The organism is Microlunatus sp. Gsoil 973 (assembly GCF_009707365.1).
GTDB lineage: Bacteria > Actinomycetota > Actinomycetes > Propionibacteriales > Propionibacteriaceae > Microlunatus.
The window spans coordinates 1,466,107-1,485,297 of the sequence record NZ_CP046122.1; the positions used below are offsets into that span (position 1 = coordinate 1,466,107).

Consider the following 19,191-nt stretch of genomic DNA (forward strand, 5'->3'; position numbering starts at 1 on the left):
CCTGCCTCTTGCCGGAAAGATATCCCTGTTATGGATTGGCCACCACCGACCTCAACAGTGATCCTGCTCACATAAGCCACTGGGGCGCCGCCCGTCAGCCCGGCAACCGCTGCAGCTCTCGGCTCGGCGGAGATGCGCCGACGAGGAACGAGACCGCGCTGTGCCGATCGTGAACCGGCGTTGTTCTCAATGGCTACGCTGTGTTACTCGTCCGTGCCAACGAGGAGGAGCCCATCATGGCCTTGACTGACATGATCCGCCGTTTCCTGAGCTCACCCCAAGGCAAGCAAGCGGTTGAACGTGGCCGACAGGAATTGAACAAGCCGGAGAACCGGCGCCGGCTCAACCAACTCCTACGCCGCGCGTCGCGCCGCAACAACCACCAATAACGCTTCGGCGCCCTCATCAGATTTGGTGACCGTCTCCTCGCCGGGGTTGCCGCGGACCGACTTGCGGCGATGACGTATGGGTTGAGCTTCCCGAGCGGGGACCCCAGGTGCGCCGCGGTGCAGCGGGCCCACGACGCCGCCGGCTGAGACTGAACCGGCCACGGATTGTGCCAGCGTCGAAGAGGTACTCCACTGGAAGAGCCCGTTGGATTCCCGATGTTCTGGCTGCCAGACCGGCTCGAGGAGGTTTCTACGTGAGTGACTCAGCATTCTTCGCCCCGGCGGTAACCGTACTGGCCGGGTTGGAAGGCCTGCGGTCAAAGCAGGAAGAGTTCTACCGGCAGCTGCACCAACAACCCGAGCTATCGCATCGAGAACACGACACCGCGGCAGCCGTCGCCGACCGTCTGGACAAGCTTGGTTTCGAAGTACATAAGCGCATCGGTGGCACCGGGGTCGTCGGAATCCTGCGCAACGGCGATGGTCCGACAGTTCTGTTGCGGGCCGACATGGACGCCTTGCCGGTCGGTGAGCAGACCGGGCTGCCCTACGCCAGCACCAAGACAGCCAAGGACGCCCACGGCGAGACGGTCCCGGTGATGCATGCCTGCGGCCACGACGTACACGTCGCCTGTCTGCTGGGCGCCGCGACGCTGCTTGCCCAGCAACAAGATCCTTGGAACGGAACCCTGATCACACTCTTCCAGCCCGCCGAAGAGACCGGCGACGGAGCCCGCGGGATGGTGAACGACCGACTCGAACAAATTGTCGGACCGATCGACGTCGCGCTGGCCCAACATGTCCTGCCATTGCCCGCCGGAACCGTAGGGACACGGCCCGGGTCGACGCTATCGGCCTCGGACAGTATGCGCGTAACCCTGTACGGCCGCGGTGCCCACGGATCGATGCCACAAGCGGCGATCGATCCGATCGTGCTGGCGGCCATGATCGTAATCCGGCTGCAAACCGTCGTGGCGCGTGAGATCAGCCCGACCGATCCTGCAGTGCTGACCGTGGGAAGCCTCCATGCTGGGACCAAGAGCAACGTGATCGGCGATCAGGCCGTCATCGAACTCAATGTACGCAGCTACAACGACGCCACACGATCGGACATCTTGGCGGCAATCCGCCGCATCGTGACAGCTGAATGCCAAGCCTCCCGCACGCCGAAGGAACCAGAGTTCGAACTCTTCGACCGGTTTCCCCCACAATGAACGACCCCGATGTGACCGCGCGCGTACGGTCTGCCTTCGACCAGTTCTTCGGCGATCGATCACAGGATCTTCCGTTGCAAACCGCAAGCGAAGACTTCAGCGACATCCCTCATGCGCTCTCGGCTCCCTACTGCTATTGGGGGATCGGCGGGATCGACCAAGAGACCTTCCAGCAGGCCGAGCACGCCGGACGCGTCTTTGAGGACATCCCCGTCAACCACTCCCCGTTCTTCGCCCCCGTGATGCAGCCAACCCTGGACACCGGCACCCAGGCCTTGGTCGTAGCGGCCCTGTCCTGGCTCACCTGAGCGCCCGTCCGGCAAGCTTGCCTGATATTCCGCGCTGCCGGGCTGCATTCTGTCATCCAAATGGGAGTGATCGTGTACAACCCGCGACGATCCCGGTTGACACCCCCACCCCTACGACGGGCAATCGGCAGTCACGGACCGAGGCCAGGCGATCAGCGACGTAGCCGCGGGCCTGCGGCCAGGGCGCGCGGCAGATCGCGCACCGTCCAAGCCAGCGCAAGCATCGACGGTCAGCCGGGAACTACGTCGCACCGGCGACCGCAATGGTGGCTGGAGCGGGCACCAAGCCGGGCGACCCGCGGTCCCGTTCCCACCAAGGGCCAGCCGGCCCCAACCCGCCAACCTATCCAGGCTGACCGGCACCCGCGGCGGCGTGGCAGCCTGGAACAGGACCTGGAGAAGGAGCGGATCGCCGGTCCGCTCCGAGCCTACTTTCCCGCGATCTGGAATTCCGCCGTCTCGCCGCCCAGCGGAAGAACCGGATCCCGAACATGACTTGATCTTGTCGGCCAGCGCGGCTTGGGCCTGATCCCTGAGGCTGCTGTGACGATCGTCATGTGCGTTGGGCACGCCGCTTTGCCCATGTCATTTTGAACAGGTAGATGGGCGTGGGTGGGAGCCAGCCGAGTTGCTTTGCCGTGCCGTTGTCATCACGGTTGGCCCAGTGTTCGATGATCTTGCCATCTTCGATTCGGAACCAGTGCGATTGCGTCATCGCAAACGTCTTGTTGGTCGGTGGGAAGACGGTGTCCACCGCACCGTGCTCGGTGTAGATGGCCCATGCGGCGGAGTGGCGCCCGTTCATCGTGGAGTTCACTGCGACGACGTCGCCATCGGTGACGGTGTGGTGGATGTCGTAATGCAAGCCGGCGAACGCGGCGCGCAGCCACAGGGCGGTCGCGTAGAAGCCGGCGGGCCCCACGACTCGTGAGGCCGGTGGCTGGATCCGGTTCTCGCGGTCGACGGCGCGCGGGTGGTACAAGGGGTCGAAGTCGGCCCGGTCCCCTTCGGCCATGGCGTGGATACTGCGCACGGCAATGGAGATGGGGTCGGCGGACACGAAGGATGAGCTGGCAGTCATGATTCCCCCATTTAGGTACAGTTCGACTGTATCTAAAGTTTGGAGCTACCGGTGACGGAAGTCAAGAGGTCCTACGACGCGTCCGGGCGGCGCGAACAGGCACGCGCCCGGCGGCTGGCGGTGGTGTCGGCGGCGCGGTACCTGTTCGAGCGGGACGGATTCCGGCAGACAACCATTGCCGCGATCGCCGCAGAGGCCGGCGTCTCGGCGGAGAGTATCTACAAGGGCTTCGGCAGCAAAGCAGCACTTGCCAAGGCGGTGTTTGATCTTGTGATCGCCGGGGACGACGAGCCGATCTCGGTCGCTCAACGACCAGCCATGCTGGCCATCCGCGACGAGCCCGATGTACGACGCAAGATTGCCATGTTCACCGACGGCCTGGCGCAACGGCAGGCACGCTCCGCCAAGGTTCAAATCCTCATCCGCGACGGCCGGCACGTCGACGACTCACTGGCCCCGATATGGTCCAAGCTGTCCGACGAAGGCCTGACGGGGATGACGATGCTGGGAAGCCACCTGCTCGAAACCGGCGAACTCCGGGCAGGGATCAGCCTCGACGAGGTCCGCGACGTGCTGTGGAACTACCTTGCCATCGACAACTACGAACGGCTCGTCCTCACTCAACGCTGGCCGCTCGACCGGTATGCGCGCTGGCTCGCCAACGCCATGATCAGCGCGATCTGTCCGTAAACGGTCATAGTTCCTCACCGGACACCAAGATCACGGTCCCGCATCCTGTCCGAAGAGGGTCAGTGATCGGGGACTCACCACACACTGATCAGAATGGATGCAACCCGACCGACCGAGGCTGCTCTGAAGCTCGACAGTCTTGGTATCTGATGACCAGCCTCCTCTTGTCACTGGACTGAGAATGCAAGAGACACGGCGGACATCTCTCCCCCGCGACCCGCCAGCGGCATCGTCGTCGGCGGGTCCGCTTCGGTACGCGTTTCGTCGTCCGGCAAGCAAGATCACCGATCTGCGGTCGTCGGGAAGGGATCCTTGATTGACACGCTGTTAGAGGTAGTCGATCGTGTGGTCGGTGGGCGCCACCAGCTGGGATGAGATTCGGGCGTTTGCGCTTCAATACCCCAGGGCAATCGAAGACCGGCCCTGGGACATACCGGTGATCAAGGTTGACCACCCTCCGGGCCGGATGACCCGCCCCGGAGTTTCCGGAGACCGGATTTTGTGGTTCAGCCGGTTTGGCTGAGCCGGGCTTGGTGGGTGTAGTGGAACTGTTCGGCTTGGACCGGGGTGAAGTCATCGATCGACTCGTGGGTGCGTTCGGTGTTGAACCAGTGCACCCAGTCCAGGGTCTGGATCTCGACATGATCACGGCCCCGCCAAGGCCCGCCCGGCCAGATCAGTTCGCTCTTGTAGAGGCCGATCTGGGACTCGGCCAGGGCGTTATCGTAGGCGTCCCCGACGGTGCCGACGGAGGCATCGACGCCGGCATCGACCAGCCGCTGGGTGAAGGCGATCGAGGTGTACTGACTGCCGGCATCGGTGTGGTGCACCAGCCCGGACAGGTCGGTGATCCCGTCCTTGCGGCGGATCCAGATCGCCATCTCCAGGGTGTCCAGCACCAGGTCGGTGGTCATCGAGGTGGCCGCCCGCCAGCCGAGGATCCGGCGGGAGAACACATCGAAGACGAACGCCACATAGACCATTCCTTCCCAGGTCGGGACGTAGGTGAAGTCGGCACACCACAGCTGGTTGGGCCGACTGGCCACGAAGGCCCGGTCGACCAGGTCGGTCGGCCGCTCGGCCTTCTGGTCTGGGACCGTGGTCCGCGGCGCCTTGGCCCGGGTGATGCCGCTGATGCCGAGCTGGCGGAACAGCCGCTCCACCGTGCAGCGGGCGACATCGTGACCCTTGCCGCGTAGCCGCAGCCACATCTTGCGGGCACCGAGCAGCCGGGCGAACTTGCCGTTCCGCTCGGCCTGGATCAAGTTGATCAACTCCTGATCTCGTAGGTTTCTCTTACTGGGTTGACGATTGCGAGCGTCGTAATAGGTGGACGGGGCGATCGGGCAGCCGTGCTCGGTCAGCACGGCACAGATCGGCTCGACCCCGAACCGGTCCCTGTACTCGGCGATGAAATCGACTAGGACCGGTGTGGGCGGTCGAGCTCCGCCGCGAAGAAAGCCGACGCGGCCTTCAAGATCTCATTCGCCCGGCGCAGCTCGGCGTTCTCCTTCTTCAACGCCTTGAGCTGGGCCGACTCCTCGCTAGTCACCCCGGGCCGCTGACCGGCATCGATCTCGGCCCGACGGACCCACTTGCGCAGGGTCTCGGCCGAACCAATACCAAGCTTGGCCGCGATCGACTTGATCGCCTCAAACTCTGACGGGTAGTCGCCCTTGGTATCAGCGACCATCCGGACCGCGCGCTCCCGCAGCTCCTTGGGGTATGACGAGGGACGTGACATAAGGCTTCATCCTTCCAACGAATGAAGTCTCCAGACATCCCGGGGCGGGTCAGGATGATCCACGGCTTTGTCTACGGGCCAATGTTTCTATGGCTGGGTCACGCGGATGTGCCAGATCCGGCCGTCGCGGTCAAACTCACCTCCGCCTACGACGAGGCAGTCGCGACAGCTCAGGCCTCACCAATGAAGTACAGCGGACTCGGTCACTGGGGTTGGTTGACGATCGCTCTCGCATCGGTTGACGGTGATCTTCTCCACGACTGGATTGACGAGAGCTACCGGAACGTCGCGCCGAGGGCTCTGATCGAGCAAATCGGCTTGCCCTGACAGGATCCCTCACTGGACACACCCGGAGGGTGTGAACGCGCGTTACGCCCGTGCAGTCATCATCCGCGAGATGGTCTGAATTCAGCGGCAGCTTCGTGGATCTGCGACGTGAAGTGATCCCAAAATTCCGGATCGTTGCCCAGCTGATCTTCTGTATTGCCAACCCGTCCATCAATCAGCTCGCGGACTATGTCTGCATGGCCAGCGTGCTGCGCAGTTTCAGCGAGCATCCTCACCAGCAGCACACCCAAGGTCGTCGCTGGTTCAGACCACCACGGAACCTCAGCCGGAGTGTCGAGTTCCAGCTCATCGACCGTTGCGTCCGCATGAGCGCAAGCCCGCCGATAGAGATCAACGATGTAGGCCTTGGACTCTGTGGGCTTAGCCCACATGTCAGCGCCCTCGCCGACCGAACCGTCGTCCATCCACGCCAACCTCTCCTGAGGCGAACGCCCGACGCAATCGCCCAGATAGCCGTACTCCAGGCCGGCGAGGTGCTTGACCAGTCCGAGCAGATTCGTCCCGGTCGGCGTGGCCGGACGACGCAAGTCGTACTCACCGAGGTCGTCGAGATTGGCCAGCAAGTTTGCCCTGCCTACCTTCAACTTCCGGTGCAACTCGTCCTTAATATCCACCGTCATGGCTCGACGGTAGCGGGTCAGACCTGCCGGGCAAGCTTCACCGCCGCCAGCACCTGCCCCGGACAGTGCCCCGGAAGGCTCCCTGCCCGGCGAGCGTTCTCCCGCGGATACCAAGATCAGAATCAGCCATCGTCACCTAGACGATCCCTGACCGGACAGACTTGGCCGGGCACCCGACTGAGCGGGGATTCAGTCTGTCAGACGGGATTCGGTGGAACCTCGCACGCGGCGATTTCGGCGCACACCGAATCCATGCGAAGCGACTTTCGAAGCCGGTTAGATCGCGTAAGCACACAAAGTGTGTCGAACCCGTAGCCGCCTTCCCCCGAACGACAGGAACAACGCATGTCAAGCTCATCGACGATCACCAAGGTTGTACAGGCCCTCGCGGTTGCCATCATGGCACTCGGCATCTCACTGGTCGGCGGCATCTCAGCCGCCAGCGCCGAACCCACATCGACCGCCGGCACCCGCGTTGTGGCAAAGGCGGGCATCGCAGACCGGTCCGCTGAAACGCAGACGGCTGTGGCGAGCTCCGGCTCCTATTGCCACGGGGGTCCCCGACCGGTCTACTCATGTGGCCCCTACGCCAATTACTACGTCTGCGAGGCCATGGCCGACATCTTCAGAATGTTCGGCGACTACCCGGCGACGTGCTGGTACTTCCCCCATGGAAACCTGGGAGGCGGCCCGGGCTTCTACTTCTGATGCCCCCGCGATCACGCAGAACACCGCGACACTGCCGCCATCGGCCGGACCGGCACCGGGACCACGGCGTGTACCTAACGCAGCAACGCCAGGTAGGCGAGGCTGCGCGGCACCTGGTCGGCGGTCGAGGGGCTCTCGTCCTCGATGTAGTAGTGCTCGATCGACGACTCACGGGCCGCGCGGAGGATGTCGGGCAGATTGAGCTGCCCGTCCCCGAGAGCAACGTCGTTCTCCCGTGCAGTCGATCCGCTCAAGTCGCCCACGACGCCGCGTCGGAGGTCTTTGAGGTGCATCAGGTGGAATCGGTCCGGATAGCGACGCAGCAGCTGCGCAGGATCCTGGCCAGGGAAGAAGGTCCACAGGATATCCAGTTCGAAGCCCACCTCGGCGGGATCGGTGTTCTGGATGATCAGATCGAACAGCGTGCCGCCGCCGTGAGGCACGAACTCGTACCCGTGATTGTGATAGCACAACGTCAGGTTGTGCTCGGAACGCAGCCGGCTTCCGACGCGGTTGAAGGCAGCCGCCGCGTCAAGGGCCTGCCGGTGGTCGAAGGGTGGCTCGTGAGGGACCCAGGCGACTCGCACGAACCGGGCCCCTAGGGTCTTCGCCGCCGCCGCGACCGCATCGGTGGAGTCCTGGAGATCGGCGTACCCGACGCCGTAGGAAGAGCAGTGCATGCCTCGTTCGTCAAGCAGGGTACGGATGTCGGCCGCGGTGCGACCGAACAGGTTGGAGAGTTCGATGTCGGTCATACCGAGCGATCGGATGTGGTCGAGGGTGCCGGCGACGTCTCGTTCGAACTCTCGGCGGTAGGTGAAGGACACCACCCCCGGCGTCTGGGGAAACAGCTGGTCGTCGGTCGCCTGAGCAGCAGTGGCCATTGGGTGCCTCGTCCGGGTCGGTCGGTCAGGACGAGAACGACGCGTTCATGTCGGCCACGCCACCGGACGTCGCGGCGCCCGCGTCGAAGGTCGAGGACTCCCGCTTCGCCGCCAACCATTGCTCGAAGGTAGCCGGGTCGAGTGGCAGTTCCACCGTGCGATCCAGTTCAGAGGACAAGATGATCGCGTTGGCCAACGAGACCGACGCACGACCCTCGGCAGCCTCAGCGATCAGCGAACCGTTGCCGAGGATGGTCCCAACGAAGGCATTGATCACCTCAGTGTGCCGCCCGCCCTTGCCGTCGACCTCGATCGTCTCCCAGGAGGTCTCCGGGCCGCCGAAGGACTTCTCAGTCGTGGCGTTCCACTCCGAGGTCGGCACGGCGGTCCGGGTGAACTCGAGCCGGTCGGGATAGACCACGACGCGGCCGTTGTCGCCGATGATCTCGCGGCGGTCGGTCCCGGGTGCCTCGCCGGTGGTCGCCACCAGGACCGCGGTGCTGCCGTCGGCGAACTCCAACAGGGCGTTGACCTCGTCCTCGACTTCGATCGGGTGGTACTTGCCGATCGGGCAGAACGCACGGACCCGCTGCGGCAACCCGAACAGCCACTGGAAGAGGTCCAGGTCGTGCGGGAGCTGGTTGACCAGCATGCCGCCGCCCTCGCCGCCCCAGGTCGCGCGCCAGTTACTGGACGCGTAGTAGGCGTTGGACCGGAACCAGGAGGTGAGGATCCAGTTGATCCGGCGGATCCGGCCGAGCTGCCCGGACTGGATCAGCTCCCGCAGCTGCCGGTAACGGGGTTCGGTACGAGTGTCGAACATGACAGCGAACACCTGGTCGGGATCGGTGTGGGCGGCGATCATCCGGTCGCAGTCGGCCTGGTGCACTGCCAGCGGCTTCTCCACCAGCACATGCAGACCGTGGCTGAGGGCGTCGATGCTGATCGGGGTGTGCGCGTAGTGCGGTGTCGCGACGATGACGGCATCGACTTCGCCCGAGGCGATCATCGCGGCGCTGTCGCTCCAACCTTTCAGGTGCGGGTGACGGGCCAGCGCTGCAGGATCCGAATCGCAGATCCCGACCAACCGTGCGTGCGCGATGTCTCCGCGCTCGAATCGGGCCACGTGAGTCGTGCCGATGTTCCCGATGCCGATGATGCCGAAGCGGACGTCTGTCATGGGTGTCGATCATTCCAGACCACCGAGAGCGGCAATCCAATGGCACGCCATGGAGTACGTGACCACGACAGCGACGCCGCGGCCGGTCGGCTTGCGACACACAGGGCTTGGGGCGATCACGCTGACACAATGACCGCATGTTGTCCCTGCCCGTTCCGGACACTTTGACGACGGATCGCCTTGTCCTTCGGCGTCGGAGAGTTGACGAGGCCGCCACCTATCGTCGGCTTTGGACCGAGCGAGATCCGCGGGTGCCGGCGCATCGGAGGCTTGATCATGCCGGCCGACCGACTGTGGAGGATATCGCCGCGCATCTCACCGCGGAGCGCGAACTGGGGATTCTGGCGGTAACGCGGAAGGACACGACCGAGGTCATCGGGTATTGCGGGCTGATCTTCGACGGGAATGGTGCGCCGGACGAACCTGAGTTGGTCTACGAGTTGCTGCGGGCCCACCACGGTCACGGTTATGCAACAGAGGCCGGACAGGCCTTGGTCTCTTGGGTTCGCGGAGCCGGCTACCGACGGTTGTGGGCAGGCGTCCGAGACTGGAACGTCGCGTCACGGCGGGTACTGGAGAAGCTTGGATTTCGCGAAACAGACCAGGTGGAGCACGACGCGGTCCATGGCGACAGCCTGCTTGCGGTACGCGAGTTCTGAACACTTCCCTGTGATCAATCCTCCAGCGCGCAGCGACCGAAATGCTGTTGCCGCCAGGTTTGGCACCTCCGACGATGTTCTGCGCACCGTATTATCTTGATATCAAGATTTCTAGGATAGGGGTCCGGTGATCACGGGGATTGACCACGTGCAGATCGCGATTCCGCGCGGCCAGGAGCAACTTGCCAGGGAGTTCTACGGCGATCTGCTGGGGATGACTGAGATTCCCAAGCCAGTCCAGCTACGCCAACGTGGTGGCTGCTGGTTCAAATCAGGCACAGCCGTTCTCCACCTTGGGGTCGAGGAGCCGTACGTCGCCGCGCGAAAGGCCCATCCGGCATTCCTGGTCGAGGATCTGGGTGAGCTGCAGGAGCGCCTGACGATCGCCGGCTACGACTGCCTCCGCTCCGATGGCGAGATCAGTGGCGTGCGCCGATTCCACACGCGTGACGCGTTCGGCAATCGGATCGAATTCCAGCAGCTCTGACTCGGCGCCGTCCGGGTAACGATCGGTGACCGGGCTTTTGGCGATCGCCGGCAACTACGCTGAGGCGACGTCCTGGCAGCCCGCGTGAAGTGGAGATCCCGTGCGACCCCTGATTCTCAGCGGCGGTCCCGCCGTTGGAAAGACATCCAGCGGCCGAGCTCTCGCACTCGAATGCGACCGCGGTGCCTACATCGATGCCGACGACGTACGCCAGTTCGTGGTCTCCGGTGCAAGGACCTTGTGGAGCGGGCCCGAAGGGCAAGCCCAACTCCTGCTCGGAGCGCGCAACGTCTCAGCAGTGGCTCGCAACTTCATCGAAGCCGCGTTTGACGTCACCATCGCCGACTTCGTCACCGACTCCTCGCTCAGTGTCTATCGTCAAGCCCTACCCGATTGCTTCGTCGCCCACCTGCAGATCTCGCTGTCTGGCGCGCAGGAGCGCGCCAGGACTCGCCGGGTCTACCTGACTGACGATGAGTTCGCTCTTCTCCACCACATGATCGCGACCCCTCCCGACGCTGATGTCGTGATCGACGTCGAGGGAATGACACCAGCGCAGCAAATCCAGCAGATCCGGAACGCCTGGGCCCCGGCCTGAGGATGCCCGCAAGCTGCTCCTCCACCGAGACAATCTGATCATGGTCGTCGTGATCAAGGTACTCGTACCAAGGCATTTCGGGCGGGCACCCGATCAACCAAACAGCAACCAGTTGTGATCCCCAGGTGTCTGAACCCGCCGCGAGTACGTCGGGCGGCCGCTGGCCAAAAGACAGCTGTCCAATGCCGCCCGCATGCGTAACGTCGTACCCGTCCCACGACCCTGCGACGCAACCCAGTCGCCGGTTTGACGACAAAAACCGCACAACCGGCGGAAACCGATATCGCTGCACCCGCGTTCCGCCACGGTATTGATCACCGGTTTGCCGTGGCCGACGACCGTCCGCGCACCATTCGGAGCTCGACCATGTTCGCGGGCCGGTGTACTCGACACCGTCGGAGACGAATCCACTCCGCCTGTAGAACGAGGTAGCCCGGGCGTTGTCCGAAGCACCCACAGCTGAGCAGGTTTCATCACCGACAACGAAGTCCAGCAGTGCTTGGCCTGCGCCCGTGACGTGGGCTGACGCAAGCAGATAGAAGGAGAACAGGTGCAGCGCGCGTGCGGGAGCGAATCCGTGCTCGGCATCGGGGCCGACGGCATTGCCGGCGTTGGCGATCGCCGAGCACCCCGAAGTAGGTCTCGCACCGGCTGTTTATTGGGTACGAGCGACACCCTCGGCATCTGACGCCGACGCTTCCCGAACAATCACCCTTGCTGGTGTGGCTCATGGGACGACGCCCCAGCTGGATCACCTAGGACAACGTCTGCCCGTGATCTTTGCGGCCGCCCACCCATCAACTACACCCGAACGTCAGGGCAGGCGTCAGCCGAGACGGACGAACGCTCGGAGCTGATTCGGGCGGTGGTCGTGTGCCTCGACGAGCTGGCGTGACTCATAGAAGGCTCGCTGCGCGGGGTCGGCATCTGTCAGGAGGACCAGCTGCCGAATGTCACGCGACCGGTCCAGAACCTCGTCGAGCAACGCGCCACCGATGCCTTCGCACTGATGTTCGGCAGAAACGAGGAGATCTTGGAGATAGACGATCGTATTGCCGTCCGACACCGTTCGTGCGAGGCCGAGCAACGTGCCGTCACTGTCTCTCGCGCAGAGCACCAGGTGGGAGCCGTCGATGGCTGCTTTGAGCCGTGCCGGGTCGACGGTGTAAGCCGACCAGCCAACCGACTGGTACAGCGTCGTCAGCTCCGGAAGTGTCGGACGTTGGGCGCGAATCGTGAATCCCATGGTCGCATCTTCGCAGGGGGCCACCTTTGAAGGTTGATCCGGCAGAGGCCGGTCCAGGCGTCGCAGCGGCTCGTGAACTCGCCGAGGAATCCGGCTGCAGCTCCGACCGCGCCGACCTCGAAGGGACCGCCAATCGGTTCACCGACCGGCATACCCGGCGACCGGCCGGCTGCGGTCCATCACGGCATGATCATCGGACACCCTTCGTCCGCCGCCCAAGACCGCTGGGCGTCAGATCACAGGTCGGCGCCGAAGATCACGACCGGTCGCCGGTGCATGGTGATCCGACGTTCCTCGACAAGTCCGATCTTGCGCGCAACGCCCTGAGAACGGAGGTTGTCAGGGTGGATGATCGCGATCAAGTGCCGGACGCCTGAGGCCCGAGCGAACTCCCGACAGGCGGTCGCCGCCTCGGTTGCAAGCCCCTGAAGCTGGAACTTGCTCCGTACGTGGTAGACGACCTCGATCTCGGGTTCGCCGTCGGGACGTTGGACGGTGAGGCCGCAGTCGCCAACGAATTCGCGATCATGAGTCTCGATGATCCACAATCCGTGGCCATACGTCGCGTAGTTGTTGATGTTCCAATCGATCCAGCTCAGCGACTCTTCCCTGGTCTTGGGTGCTGGGTAGTAGGTCATGATCTTTGGGTCGCCCAACAAAGCGGCCATGTCATCGAGGTCGTGATGAGTCATTTCGCGGAAACGCAGCCGCGGCGTCGCGTCAGGGAGCACCGCGCGAAGTTAGTGCGGCGAGCCTCCAGCCGTCAACAGGATTCGGCAACGCTCTCCTGTCCGCCCGCTGATCACGTGGTGAGGCGCCCAACTGCGCAACCCGCGGCAATCCGGATCCCGGCGGGTCCGTAGTTGCCCCCATGCCCGGTACCGTGGTGCCCGCTGTCATGCGGGTCGAGACAACCATGCGGGCGTCGAAGCATGCCCGCCGTCTCGTGACCGTCTGTCGCATGGCGAGTCCGCGGGTAACGCAACAGCTGTCTTCCAGTGAGGGGCCATCGTGTATCTGGTCAGCGGAGCGACCGGAAATGTCGGACGTGAGGTGACTCGCGAGCTACTGGCCGCCGGCCACCGAGTGCGAGGGTTGGTCCGTAACACCGCCGCGCAGCTACCCGGTGGTGCCGAGGCGGTAACGGGTGATCTCGACAATCCCGATTCGCTGACCGCGGGTCTCGAGGGCGTCACGGGGCTGTTTCTGCTTCCGGGATACGCGGACATGGCTGGCGTGCTCGACCGGGCGGCGCGGTCGGGCGTGCAACGGGTCGTTCAGCTGTCGGGCATGTCTGCCGGCAGCGGCGACCGCACGAACGCGATCACTGCGTACATGATCGCCAGCGAGGACGCCGTCCGGAACTCCGGTCTGACCTGGACCATCGTGCGCCCCAGCGCATTCGCGTCAAACGCGATGCGATGGCGTGATCAACTACGCCGAGGCGACGTGGTGACCGAACCATTCGCCAATGTCCGTACCGCGGTGATCCACCCCGGCGACATCGGCGCCGTCGCAACGGCGGCCCTGACCACGCAGGGACATGGCGGTGCGGTCTATGAGATCTCGGGTCCTCAGGCGATGACGCCGGCGGACCGGCTGTCGGTGCTTGCCGACGTACTTGATCGACCACTGCGACTGCAGCCGCAGTCCGACGACGAGGCGCGCGCAGCCATGGCTGCGACGATGCCGCCGGCCTATGTCTCCGCGTTCTTTGATTTCTACGCCGACGGCAACCTGGACGAGTCACGGGTGTTGCCCACCGTCGAGACCATCACCGGCCGACCACCACGTACCTTCAGGGAATGGGCCGAAGCGCACGCGGAGGAGTTCGCGGCAGCCCAGTAGCACGGCGTCATCGACGCTGATCATGTATGCGATGAGCAGCGGGAAGGCACCGGCGTACTGGTCACTCTCGCGCGCCGCCCCGATCGCAGAGTCCAGCCCGAGCTCTGAATCCGGGCTAAGCTCTGATCGGTAGTGCAGGTTCGGCACAGCGGAGGCCCAGGCCATGGCCCCGACCCGGCAGTGGCGTCGAAAGCGGAGGAACGCCGAGCGAGAAGCTGGCCGAACATCTGGACGAGCGTGCTCGTCGTATCCACCGGGTCGCACTGCATTGGGATCAGTTGAACGCCATGACTGCCGTCGCCGTCGCGGCCTGGACAAACACGATCGCCACCCGCGGGCTGGAGGCGCTCTTCAACGAACTCCACCCGTCTCTGACCTGGCAGCAGCCGACATTGTCAGTGGACGTGACCGGCCCCGAAGTCTGCCATCCGCGGTGTTTCGCGCCTCACATGACCGACCACGAGGACGCATTGATCGAGCGGGTGCCGGTCAGCGGGCGGGGCCTGACCATTCTGCCGACGGTGTTCAAGCCGGGTTGCGGCATCTGGGGTGACTTCGGCAGCGTTTGGGGCTATTCCATTTACTGCCTGACGGTTCCGGTGCCGGTGGCCTGGAACTGGTTCGAGACCAGCGCATCGACCGATGGAAGTGATGCGCTCGGAGAGCTGCTCGGTCCTACCCGGTCCTGGGTGCTTCAGGCCTGCGTCGACGCTGCTCCGAGCACGAGCAAGCTGGCCCAGACCGTCGGCATCTCGGTTTCCTCGGCCAGCGAACATGCCGCGGTGCTCCGTGCCGCCGGCCTGCTGCAGTCAGAGCGACGAGGTAACAGCGTGCTGCATAGAACCACTCAGGTAGGCCAAGCTCTGATCCAGAGCACACGTACCCGAACCGAAGCAACCGCCGGCTGACCTTTGAACGAGTTTCAGCATGGTGTCCCGCCCAAGCGTCAGTGGTTCGGCAGGCCGTGCTGGAGCCTCGGAATCCAATAGGCGTGCATTGAGGACCCAGGGCATTGGAACACGCGCACATAGCTCGCAGCAAGGCGAACATTTCCTTCCGGGAGGGGCGGCTCAGCGGTGGTCTCCAGTAGCGGCGACTGACAAGCCGACTCCGATGGTCGAAACGCCGCCGATGCCGATTGCCCTCCCAGGCTCTCTTTGACCTTGCCGCGGAGCAAACCTCGCGACTCGTCGAAGCTCGCGAACGGTCGAAAACCGCAATTACTTAGCCGGCTTTTTCGGCCGGTTTCCGGAGCTCGACGGCTTGTCCCGGCGGCCTGTCCCGGCCGGCATCGACCCACCAGCGGTCAAGCGGTACGCCTCCGCAAGGTCGCGAAGGAGCGCCGCCTTGTCGGCCGCGGTCATCGCGGCCTTCATGTTGGACTCCGCTTGGCTTTGGATCGCGGCGTACAGGGCTTCCTGAGCTTGACGCTTCACCTCGTCGGCCATCCGGGCCTCCCTTCCTGCCTCGGCGTCGTGCCGACGCGACCGGTGGGTACCCCTGGGCCCCGCGATCCAATCGTTTCCCGGCAAGGGTCGGGTGATCAACTCCACGGAATCGTGCCTTGCGGGCGGTTGCTTCGATCAGCCTGTCGTCGCTTGTGTGCCTACACGCAGGGTCAGCCGGCATTTGGCCGGATCTTCACAAGTCCGGGGTGTTGGGACGTGGCTCCCCACCCACCCGCCCGCGACCCTGCAGAATGACTACTCGTGAGGGGCACGCTCTCCACTTTCCGAAAGGGGTAGCTCATGAACAAGACCGATCTCCGGGACGCAGTGGCAAAGGCGTCCGGTCTTAGCGGTGCCGAAGCCGACAAGGCTCTCAACGCCGTACTCGACTCCATCACCGCCGCATTGGCCTCCGGTGAAAGCGTGACTATCCCGGGGTTCGGTACCTTCGAGACTCGAGAGCGCGCCGCTCGCTCGGGCCGCAACCCACAGACCGGCGAGGAAATCGAAATTGCCGCCTCCACGACACCAGCCTTCAAGCCCGGGGCGCACCTGAAGCAGGCGGTCAAGAACGGCTAAAACCCTGGAAGTCTCGAAGACTGCACGGTTACTGGCCCCACTTGATCCGCCTGAGAATCTGACCTGTGACGGCTACGGCGACTGGACACGTCGTTCCCGGCAATATCCGCTCATCGCTAAGAGTGTCTGCAGGACACCCGGAGAGCCGATACATTCAAGCGGGGCTGATACGGCCGCAACGGGATTGAACACGTGGTTCGACGTTGTCGCCGACATCTGCTTTGGCACGGGCTCGGACCGAGAAAGGCTCTCCACGATGGCTCGTTCTCCGCAAGAAGTGTTCTCCGATCATCTTGATGCCCTGGCTCGGCGGGATGTGGCCGAGATCGTCAAGGACTACGCCGCCGACGCCGTGTTGATCACGTCGCAGGGAGTGCTCGAAGGGCAGGCAGGCATCGAGTACTTCTACACCGAGTCGCTGAAAGGACTTCCGGATATCCAGTTCCACGTGAAGGCGACGGTGTATGCCGAAAATGCACTGTTGGTGTGGTGGACGGCGTCTGCATCGGCCGGCCACATCGACGACGGGGTCGATACTCTGACGTTCGCCGACGGCTTGATCACCCTCCACGCCTCGTCATATGTCATCGAGCCAAACACGCCAACGAACGCCGCGTCGTGATCTTGTGTAGGCGGCAGCATCCGGTACTCGGCCGTGATCACGATCGGTTGCAGAGGCCGACCCCTGGAGGCAAGGGGCAATAAGCCACGGAACTGTGCACCGCGCCCGGAAACCAAAGGGATCCTCCACCGGGGTTCTACAAGTTTTGGACCCATTGTTGGAGTGTGCTTCTCGTCTCCGTCAGATCGAGGAATTCCTGTGCGCTGTAGCTGTCCATCGGATTCCCAACCTCGCGGCCGGCCGAGAGCCAGTTGCCAAGGACATGAAAGCCTTGGGCGGCCGCATGGGCCGCAAGCAGGTCTGGCAACAGCGCGCGTTCACTTCGAGTCAGGTCAAGCACCGAGGCATACGCGCCGACCAGCGCGACGATCCGGTCGATGTCGACTCTTCGGTGTTGATCTTTACCGAAGGTGCTGACAATCGACCCGAGGTCATAAGCCAGGAACGTCTGGGCGCTGTCGTCGAAGTCCAGGAGCGCGACGATCTCACCATCAGTACCCACGAGCAGGTTGGCAGGCGTGATGTCGTTGTGGATCAGCCCCATCGGCAGGCCGGTGGCGGGCCGCGATAGATCTCAGCCAGCCGGCTATGAAGGTCCCGCAGCGGCGAGATCAGCGGGGCGAACAGATCGCTGCCCACCAATGGGCCGGACAGGAAGGCACCGATCTGCCGCCATGGATCCCGTGCTCCGAAACCAGCATGGCCAAACTCAGCCCACCTAGCGATACTGGACCCGTCGCCGCAATCGAAAGCGGACTAGGCATCGAGAATCAACCCTCGAAAGCCCACCACTCAGCGGGACTCAATCGGTGAAGGGGATTCGCTCCGTGCTCGTTGCCGGCGACTAGCCAAGTGCTGCCCTCCGCAGAGTTACGGTGCGGTGGCTGATCTTCCAGCCGTCGTGGCCGAGTGTGGTGATGTCGTCGTAGGCGACACTTCGAGTCGTCCCGTCGGCCCTGACTCCGAGACCCTTCGACCGCACCCGAGCCGTACGTTCATCGATGTGGGTGATCACGATGTTGGTGACGTGATGACCGATCGGGTTTCCTTGGCCCAGCCCGAGCAGATAGTCATGTACTGCTGCGGTCCCGTGCATCGTCCCGAACCCGAAGTCGCGCACGTCGTAGACGACGTCTGGAGTGAATAGCTTGTCGGCGCCGTCCAGATCCCCGGAATCGAGCAGGTGCCCATGGAGGTTGATCAGATCGGCGATGAGATCTCGCTGTTCGTGCGTCAGTGGCATCGGGCTTCCTCGCATCTCTTCTGGCTATATATGTGTTAATATATACCATGTGGTAGATGATGTGGTGTTCAGCGGCGTTGATCTCGCGATGCTGTTACGTCGTGCGCAGCTGCGTAAGCAGACAATCTGTGAAACCGCGCTCGCGCCGCTGGGAGTGACCTTGCCGCAGTGGGGCATCCTGTACGCCGTCGCGGCTCAGCCCGACTGCTCGACCCACGCACTCGCGACGTTCACCGGACAGTCCGACCAGGCCGCGGGAGCGGTCGTCGCCCGACTCGAACGGCGGGGTCTGCTCGAACGCAGGCCCGGGGTCGGTAAAGTGATCTTGCACCGGCTCACGCCCGATGGTCACGACCTTGGCCAACGGTGCGAGACCATCATCGAGGACGTGATGACTGGACTCCTGTCCGGTCTCGACGCGCAGGCCGTTCGAACACTCCGGTCCTCGTTGCAGGTCATTGGCGATGCCGCTCTCTCGGCAAGAGCCACGTAGGAGTAAGTGAGCCGATCGTCCTCATCTGCTTTCGGCACCGATGACAGCAGAACAACGTTTCCATCGTTGACCATGACTGCGACCGGACGTCATCGTCGGCGGCATCCGCCCGAGAAATCCGGAGCTGCTCAACTCGCGCCACCTCCACTCGACTACCGACAGGACTGGATCCCGAAGCCCGGTGGCACGAACTGACGACGCTGGCCGACCGACAGGCCATGAGCATCCTGCTCATCACCCACTACCTGGAGTGGGCCGACCCGCCCGGCCCGCTGGACGCCACCACACCGTGGCCGTTGATCGACGTGGTTGCGGTGATGGCGGTGCCGACCGTAGCTTGCCGCGCTGACCTGGTGTTCCGGGTACTCGCCAGCGCGATTGTCTTTTGGGAGAGCGCTCAAGTTGGCGACTCACCGGCTTATCTCAGACTTCCGTCCAGATAGCCGGCAGCCGACACTGAGGTGCCGCTCGGGGATCCGTGACCGGGCGGGCTGTCGAGCGGTACCTAGCCGAGCTGCGCGGTGAGCTTCTTCGGCGCGAGCGCTCGATAACTCTCGGTCAGGAGCTCACGAACCTCCACCCAGTCAGTTTCGTCGGTAAGCACGACCCCGAGGCGATCCGGGCCACCCAGCGGCGCGAAGAACGGGTACCCAATGGACAGTAATGCCTCGCGCTCAATTGGCTCGGCGCGCAGCACGATCACGCTGGCGGACGTGCCGGTCGAGTCCTCGGTGTGCACCAGCATGCAGAATCCCCTTCGGCGGATGTCGAACGTCCAAACCGACGACCGGGTCGGGTCGCG

Annotated in this window: 25 protein-coding genes and 1 other annotated feature; of the genes, 14 read left to right on the top strand and 11 right to left on the bottom strand. The window is 63.8% G+C overall.

Features of this window, described 5'->3' with window-relative positions; all coding sequences use genetic code 11:
• Positions 1–643 precede the first annotated feature (643 nt).
• Positions 644–1,603, top strand: coding sequence for an amidohydrolase (locus tag GJV80_RS06815; RefSeq protein ID WP_230208202.1), 960 nt, complete (start codon positions 644–646; stop codon positions 1,601–1,603).
• Between the two features lie 74 nt (positions 1,604–1,677).
• Entirely contained in the window at positions 1,678–1,911 is a 234-nt protein-coding gene (locus GJV80_RS23745; RefSeq protein ID WP_230208203.1) for a hypothetical protein, read from the top strand.
• A gap of 553 nt (positions 1,912–2,464) precedes the next feature.
• Here the strand turns inward: GJV80_RS23745 and GJV80_RS06820 are convergent.
• Positions 2,465–2,992 (bottom strand): ester cyclase, encoded by a 528-nt coding sequence (locus GJV80_RS06820; protein WP_154687246.1) that lies wholly within the window; start codon positions 2,990–2,992, stop codon positions 2,465–2,467.
• A 120-nt stretch (positions 2,993–3,112) separates the two neighbouring features.
• On the opposite strand from GJV80_RS06820, the gene GJV80_RS06825 reads away from it, so the two are divergent.
• Entirely contained in the window at positions 3,113–3,682 is a 570-nt protein-coding gene (locus GJV80_RS06825) for a TetR family transcriptional regulator (RefSeq protein ID WP_230208204.1), read from the top strand.
• Positions 3,683–4,188: 506 nt separating this feature from the next.
• Here the strand turns inward: GJV80_RS06825 and GJV80_RS06830 are convergent.
• A protein-coding gene (locus GJV80_RS06830; protein WP_154686805.1) for an IS3 family transposase occupies positions 4,189–5,426 on the bottom strand; the annotation gives its coding sequence in 2 pieces (ribosomal slippage) (positions 4,189–5,144 and positions 5,144–5,426; 1,239 coding nt in all).
• Positions 5,017–5,145, bottom strand: a sequence feature (AL1L pseudoknot). It overlaps the preceding gene by 129 nt.
• Before the next feature lie 21 nt (positions 5,427–5,447).
• On the opposite strand from GJV80_RS06830, the gene GJV80_RS06835 reads away from it, so the two are divergent.
• Positions 5,448–5,753, top strand: a complete 306-nt coding sequence (locus tag GJV80_RS06835) for an MmcQ/YjbR family DNA-binding protein (protein ID WP_154687248.1) — start codon at positions 5,448–5,450, stop codon at positions 5,751–5,753.
• Positions 5,754–5,812: 59 nt separating this feature from the next.
• Here the strand turns inward: GJV80_RS06835 and GJV80_RS06840 are convergent, their stop codons facing one another.
• Positions 5,813–6,394: a DinB family protein gene (locus GJV80_RS06840; RefSeq protein ID WP_154687249.1), complete on the bottom strand. Its 582-nt coding sequence runs from the start codon at positions 6,392–6,394 to the stop codon at positions 5,813–5,815.
• Positions 6,395–6,739: 345 nt separating this feature from the next.
• On the opposite strand from GJV80_RS06840, the gene GJV80_RS06845 reads away from it, so the two are divergent.
• Positions 6,740–7,102 carry a hypothetical protein gene (locus tag GJV80_RS06845; RefSeq protein ID WP_154687250.1) on the top strand — a complete coding sequence of 121 codons (363 nt, stop codon included), beginning with the start codon at positions 6,740–6,742 and terminating at the stop codon, positions 7,100–7,102.
• Between the two features lie 74 nt (positions 7,103–7,176).
• Here the strand turns inward: GJV80_RS06845 and GJV80_RS06850 are convergent, their stop codons facing one another.
• Positions 7,177–7,986, bottom strand: coding sequence for a sugar phosphate isomerase/epimerase (locus GJV80_RS06850; protein ID WP_154687251.1), 810 nt, complete (start codon positions 7,984–7,986; stop codon positions 7,177–7,179).
• Between the two features lie 25 nt (positions 7,987–8,011).
• Positions 8,012–9,166 (bottom strand): Gfo/Idh/MocA family protein, encoded by a 1,155-nt coding sequence (locus tag GJV80_RS06855; RefSeq protein ID WP_154687252.1) that lies wholly within the window; start codon positions 9,164–9,166, stop codon positions 8,012–8,014.
• Between the two features lie 137 nt (positions 9,167–9,303).
• Here GJV80_RS06855 and GJV80_RS06860 point away from each other — a divergent pair, with 137 nt between their 5' ends.
• The 3 genes from GJV80_RS06860 to GJV80_RS06870 all read left to right on the top strand — a co-directional run bounded on the left by GJV80_RS06860 (position 9,304) and on the right by GJV80_RS06870 (position 10,910).
• Complete coding sequence (locus GJV80_RS06860) at positions 9,304–9,825, top strand: GNAT family N-acetyltransferase (RefSeq protein WP_154687253.1); 522 nt, start codon at positions 9,304–9,306, stop codon at positions 9,823–9,825.
• A gap of 148 nt (positions 9,826–9,973) precedes the next feature.
• Positions 9,974–10,312, top strand: a complete 339-nt coding sequence (locus GJV80_RS06865; protein WP_230208205.1) for a VOC family protein — start codon at positions 9,974–9,976, stop codon at positions 10,310–10,312.
• Between the two features lie 298 nt (positions 10,313–10,610).
• Positions 10,611–10,910, top strand: coding sequence for a hypothetical protein (locus GJV80_RS06870; RefSeq protein ID WP_154687255.1), 300 nt, complete (start codon positions 10,611–10,613; stop codon positions 10,908–10,910).
• A gap of 826 nt (positions 10,911–11,736) precedes the next feature.
• Here GJV80_RS06870 and GJV80_RS06875 read toward each other — a convergent pair.
• Positions 11,737–12,156, bottom strand: coding sequence for a GNAT family N-acetyltransferase (locus GJV80_RS06875; protein WP_154687256.1), 420 nt, complete (start codon positions 12,154–12,156; stop codon positions 11,737–11,739).
• A 236-nt stretch (positions 12,157–12,392) separates the two neighbouring features.
• Positions 12,393–12,887: a GNAT family N-acetyltransferase gene (locus GJV80_RS06880; RefSeq protein WP_154687257.1), complete on the bottom strand. Its 495-nt coding sequence runs from the start codon at positions 12,885–12,887 to the stop codon at positions 12,393–12,395.
• Positions 12,888–13,167: 280 nt separating this feature from the next.
• Between GJV80_RS06880 and GJV80_RS06885 the strand changes: the two genes are divergently transcribed.
• Both GJV80_RS06885 and GJV80_RS06890 read left to right on the top strand, forming a co-directional pair.
• Complete coding sequence (locus GJV80_RS06885) at positions 13,168–14,004, top strand: SDR family oxidoreductase (protein WP_154687258.1); 837 nt, start codon at positions 13,168–13,170, stop codon at positions 14,002–14,004.
• A gap of 287 nt (positions 14,005–14,291) precedes the next feature.
• On the top strand, positions 14,292–14,912 hold the full coding sequence (locus tag GJV80_RS06890) for a helix-turn-helix transcriptional regulator (protein WP_154687259.1): 621 nt from the start codon (positions 14,292–14,294) through the stop codon (positions 14,910–14,912).
• A gap of 312 nt (positions 14,913–15,224) precedes the next feature.
• Here GJV80_RS06890 and GJV80_RS06895 read toward each other — a convergent pair whose 3' ends face one another.
• Positions 15,225–15,452, bottom strand: coding sequence for a hypothetical protein (locus GJV80_RS06895; protein ID WP_154687260.1), 228 nt, complete (start codon positions 15,450–15,452; stop codon positions 15,225–15,227).
• 300 nt (positions 15,453–15,752) lie between these two features.
• On the opposite strand from GJV80_RS06895, the gene GJV80_RS06900 reads away from it, so the two are divergent.
• Entirely contained in the window at positions 15,753–16,031 is a 279-nt protein-coding gene (locus tag GJV80_RS06900; protein WP_154687261.1) for an HU family DNA-binding protein, read from the top strand.
• A gap of 184 nt (positions 16,032–16,215) precedes the next feature.
• On the top strand, positions 16,216–16,653 hold the full coding sequence (locus tag GJV80_RS06905) for a nuclear transport factor 2 family protein (RefSeq protein ID WP_154687262.1): 438 nt from the start codon (positions 16,216–16,218) through the stop codon (positions 16,651–16,653).
• A 136-nt stretch (positions 16,654–16,789) separates the two neighbouring features.
• On the opposite strand, the gene GJV80_RS06910 is transcribed toward GJV80_RS06905, so the two are convergent.
• Both GJV80_RS06910 and GJV80_RS06915 read right to left on the bottom strand, forming a co-directional pair.
• The gene (locus tag GJV80_RS06910; protein WP_370518844.1) at positions 16,790–17,203 is read right to left on the bottom strand and encodes a phosphotransferase enzyme family protein; all 414 of its coding nucleotides are present in this window, start codon (positions 17,201–17,203) and stop codon (positions 16,790–16,792) included.
• Positions 17,204–17,497: 294 nt separating this feature from the next.
• Positions 17,498–17,896 carry a nuclear transport factor 2 family protein gene (locus GJV80_RS06915; RefSeq protein WP_154687264.1) on the bottom strand — a complete coding sequence of 133 codons (399 nt, stop codon included), beginning with the start codon at positions 17,894–17,896 and terminating at the stop codon, positions 17,498–17,500.
• A 61-nt stretch (positions 17,897–17,957) separates the two neighbouring features.
• Between GJV80_RS06915 and GJV80_RS06920 the strand changes: the two genes are divergently transcribed.
• Both GJV80_RS06920 and GJV80_RS06925 read left to right on the top strand, forming a co-directional pair.
• Positions 17,958–18,389: a MarR family winged helix-turn-helix transcriptional regulator gene (locus tag GJV80_RS06920; RefSeq protein ID WP_195909208.1), complete on the top strand. Its 432-nt coding sequence runs from the start codon at positions 17,958–17,960 to the stop codon at positions 18,387–18,389.
• 218 nt (positions 18,390–18,607) lie between these two features.
• A complete protein-coding gene (locus GJV80_RS06925; RefSeq protein ID WP_154687266.1) occupies positions 18,608–18,832 on the top strand; it encodes a hypothetical protein in 225 nt (74 codons plus the stop codon).
• 62 nt (positions 18,833–18,894) lie between these two features.
• Here the strand turns inward: GJV80_RS06925 and GJV80_RS06930 are convergent, their stop codons facing one another.
• Entirely contained in the window at positions 18,895–19,134 is a 240-nt protein-coding gene (locus GJV80_RS06930; RefSeq protein ID WP_230208206.1) for an MmcQ/YjbR family DNA-binding protein, read from the bottom strand.
• Between the last annotated feature and the right edge of the window lie 57 nt (positions 19,135–19,191).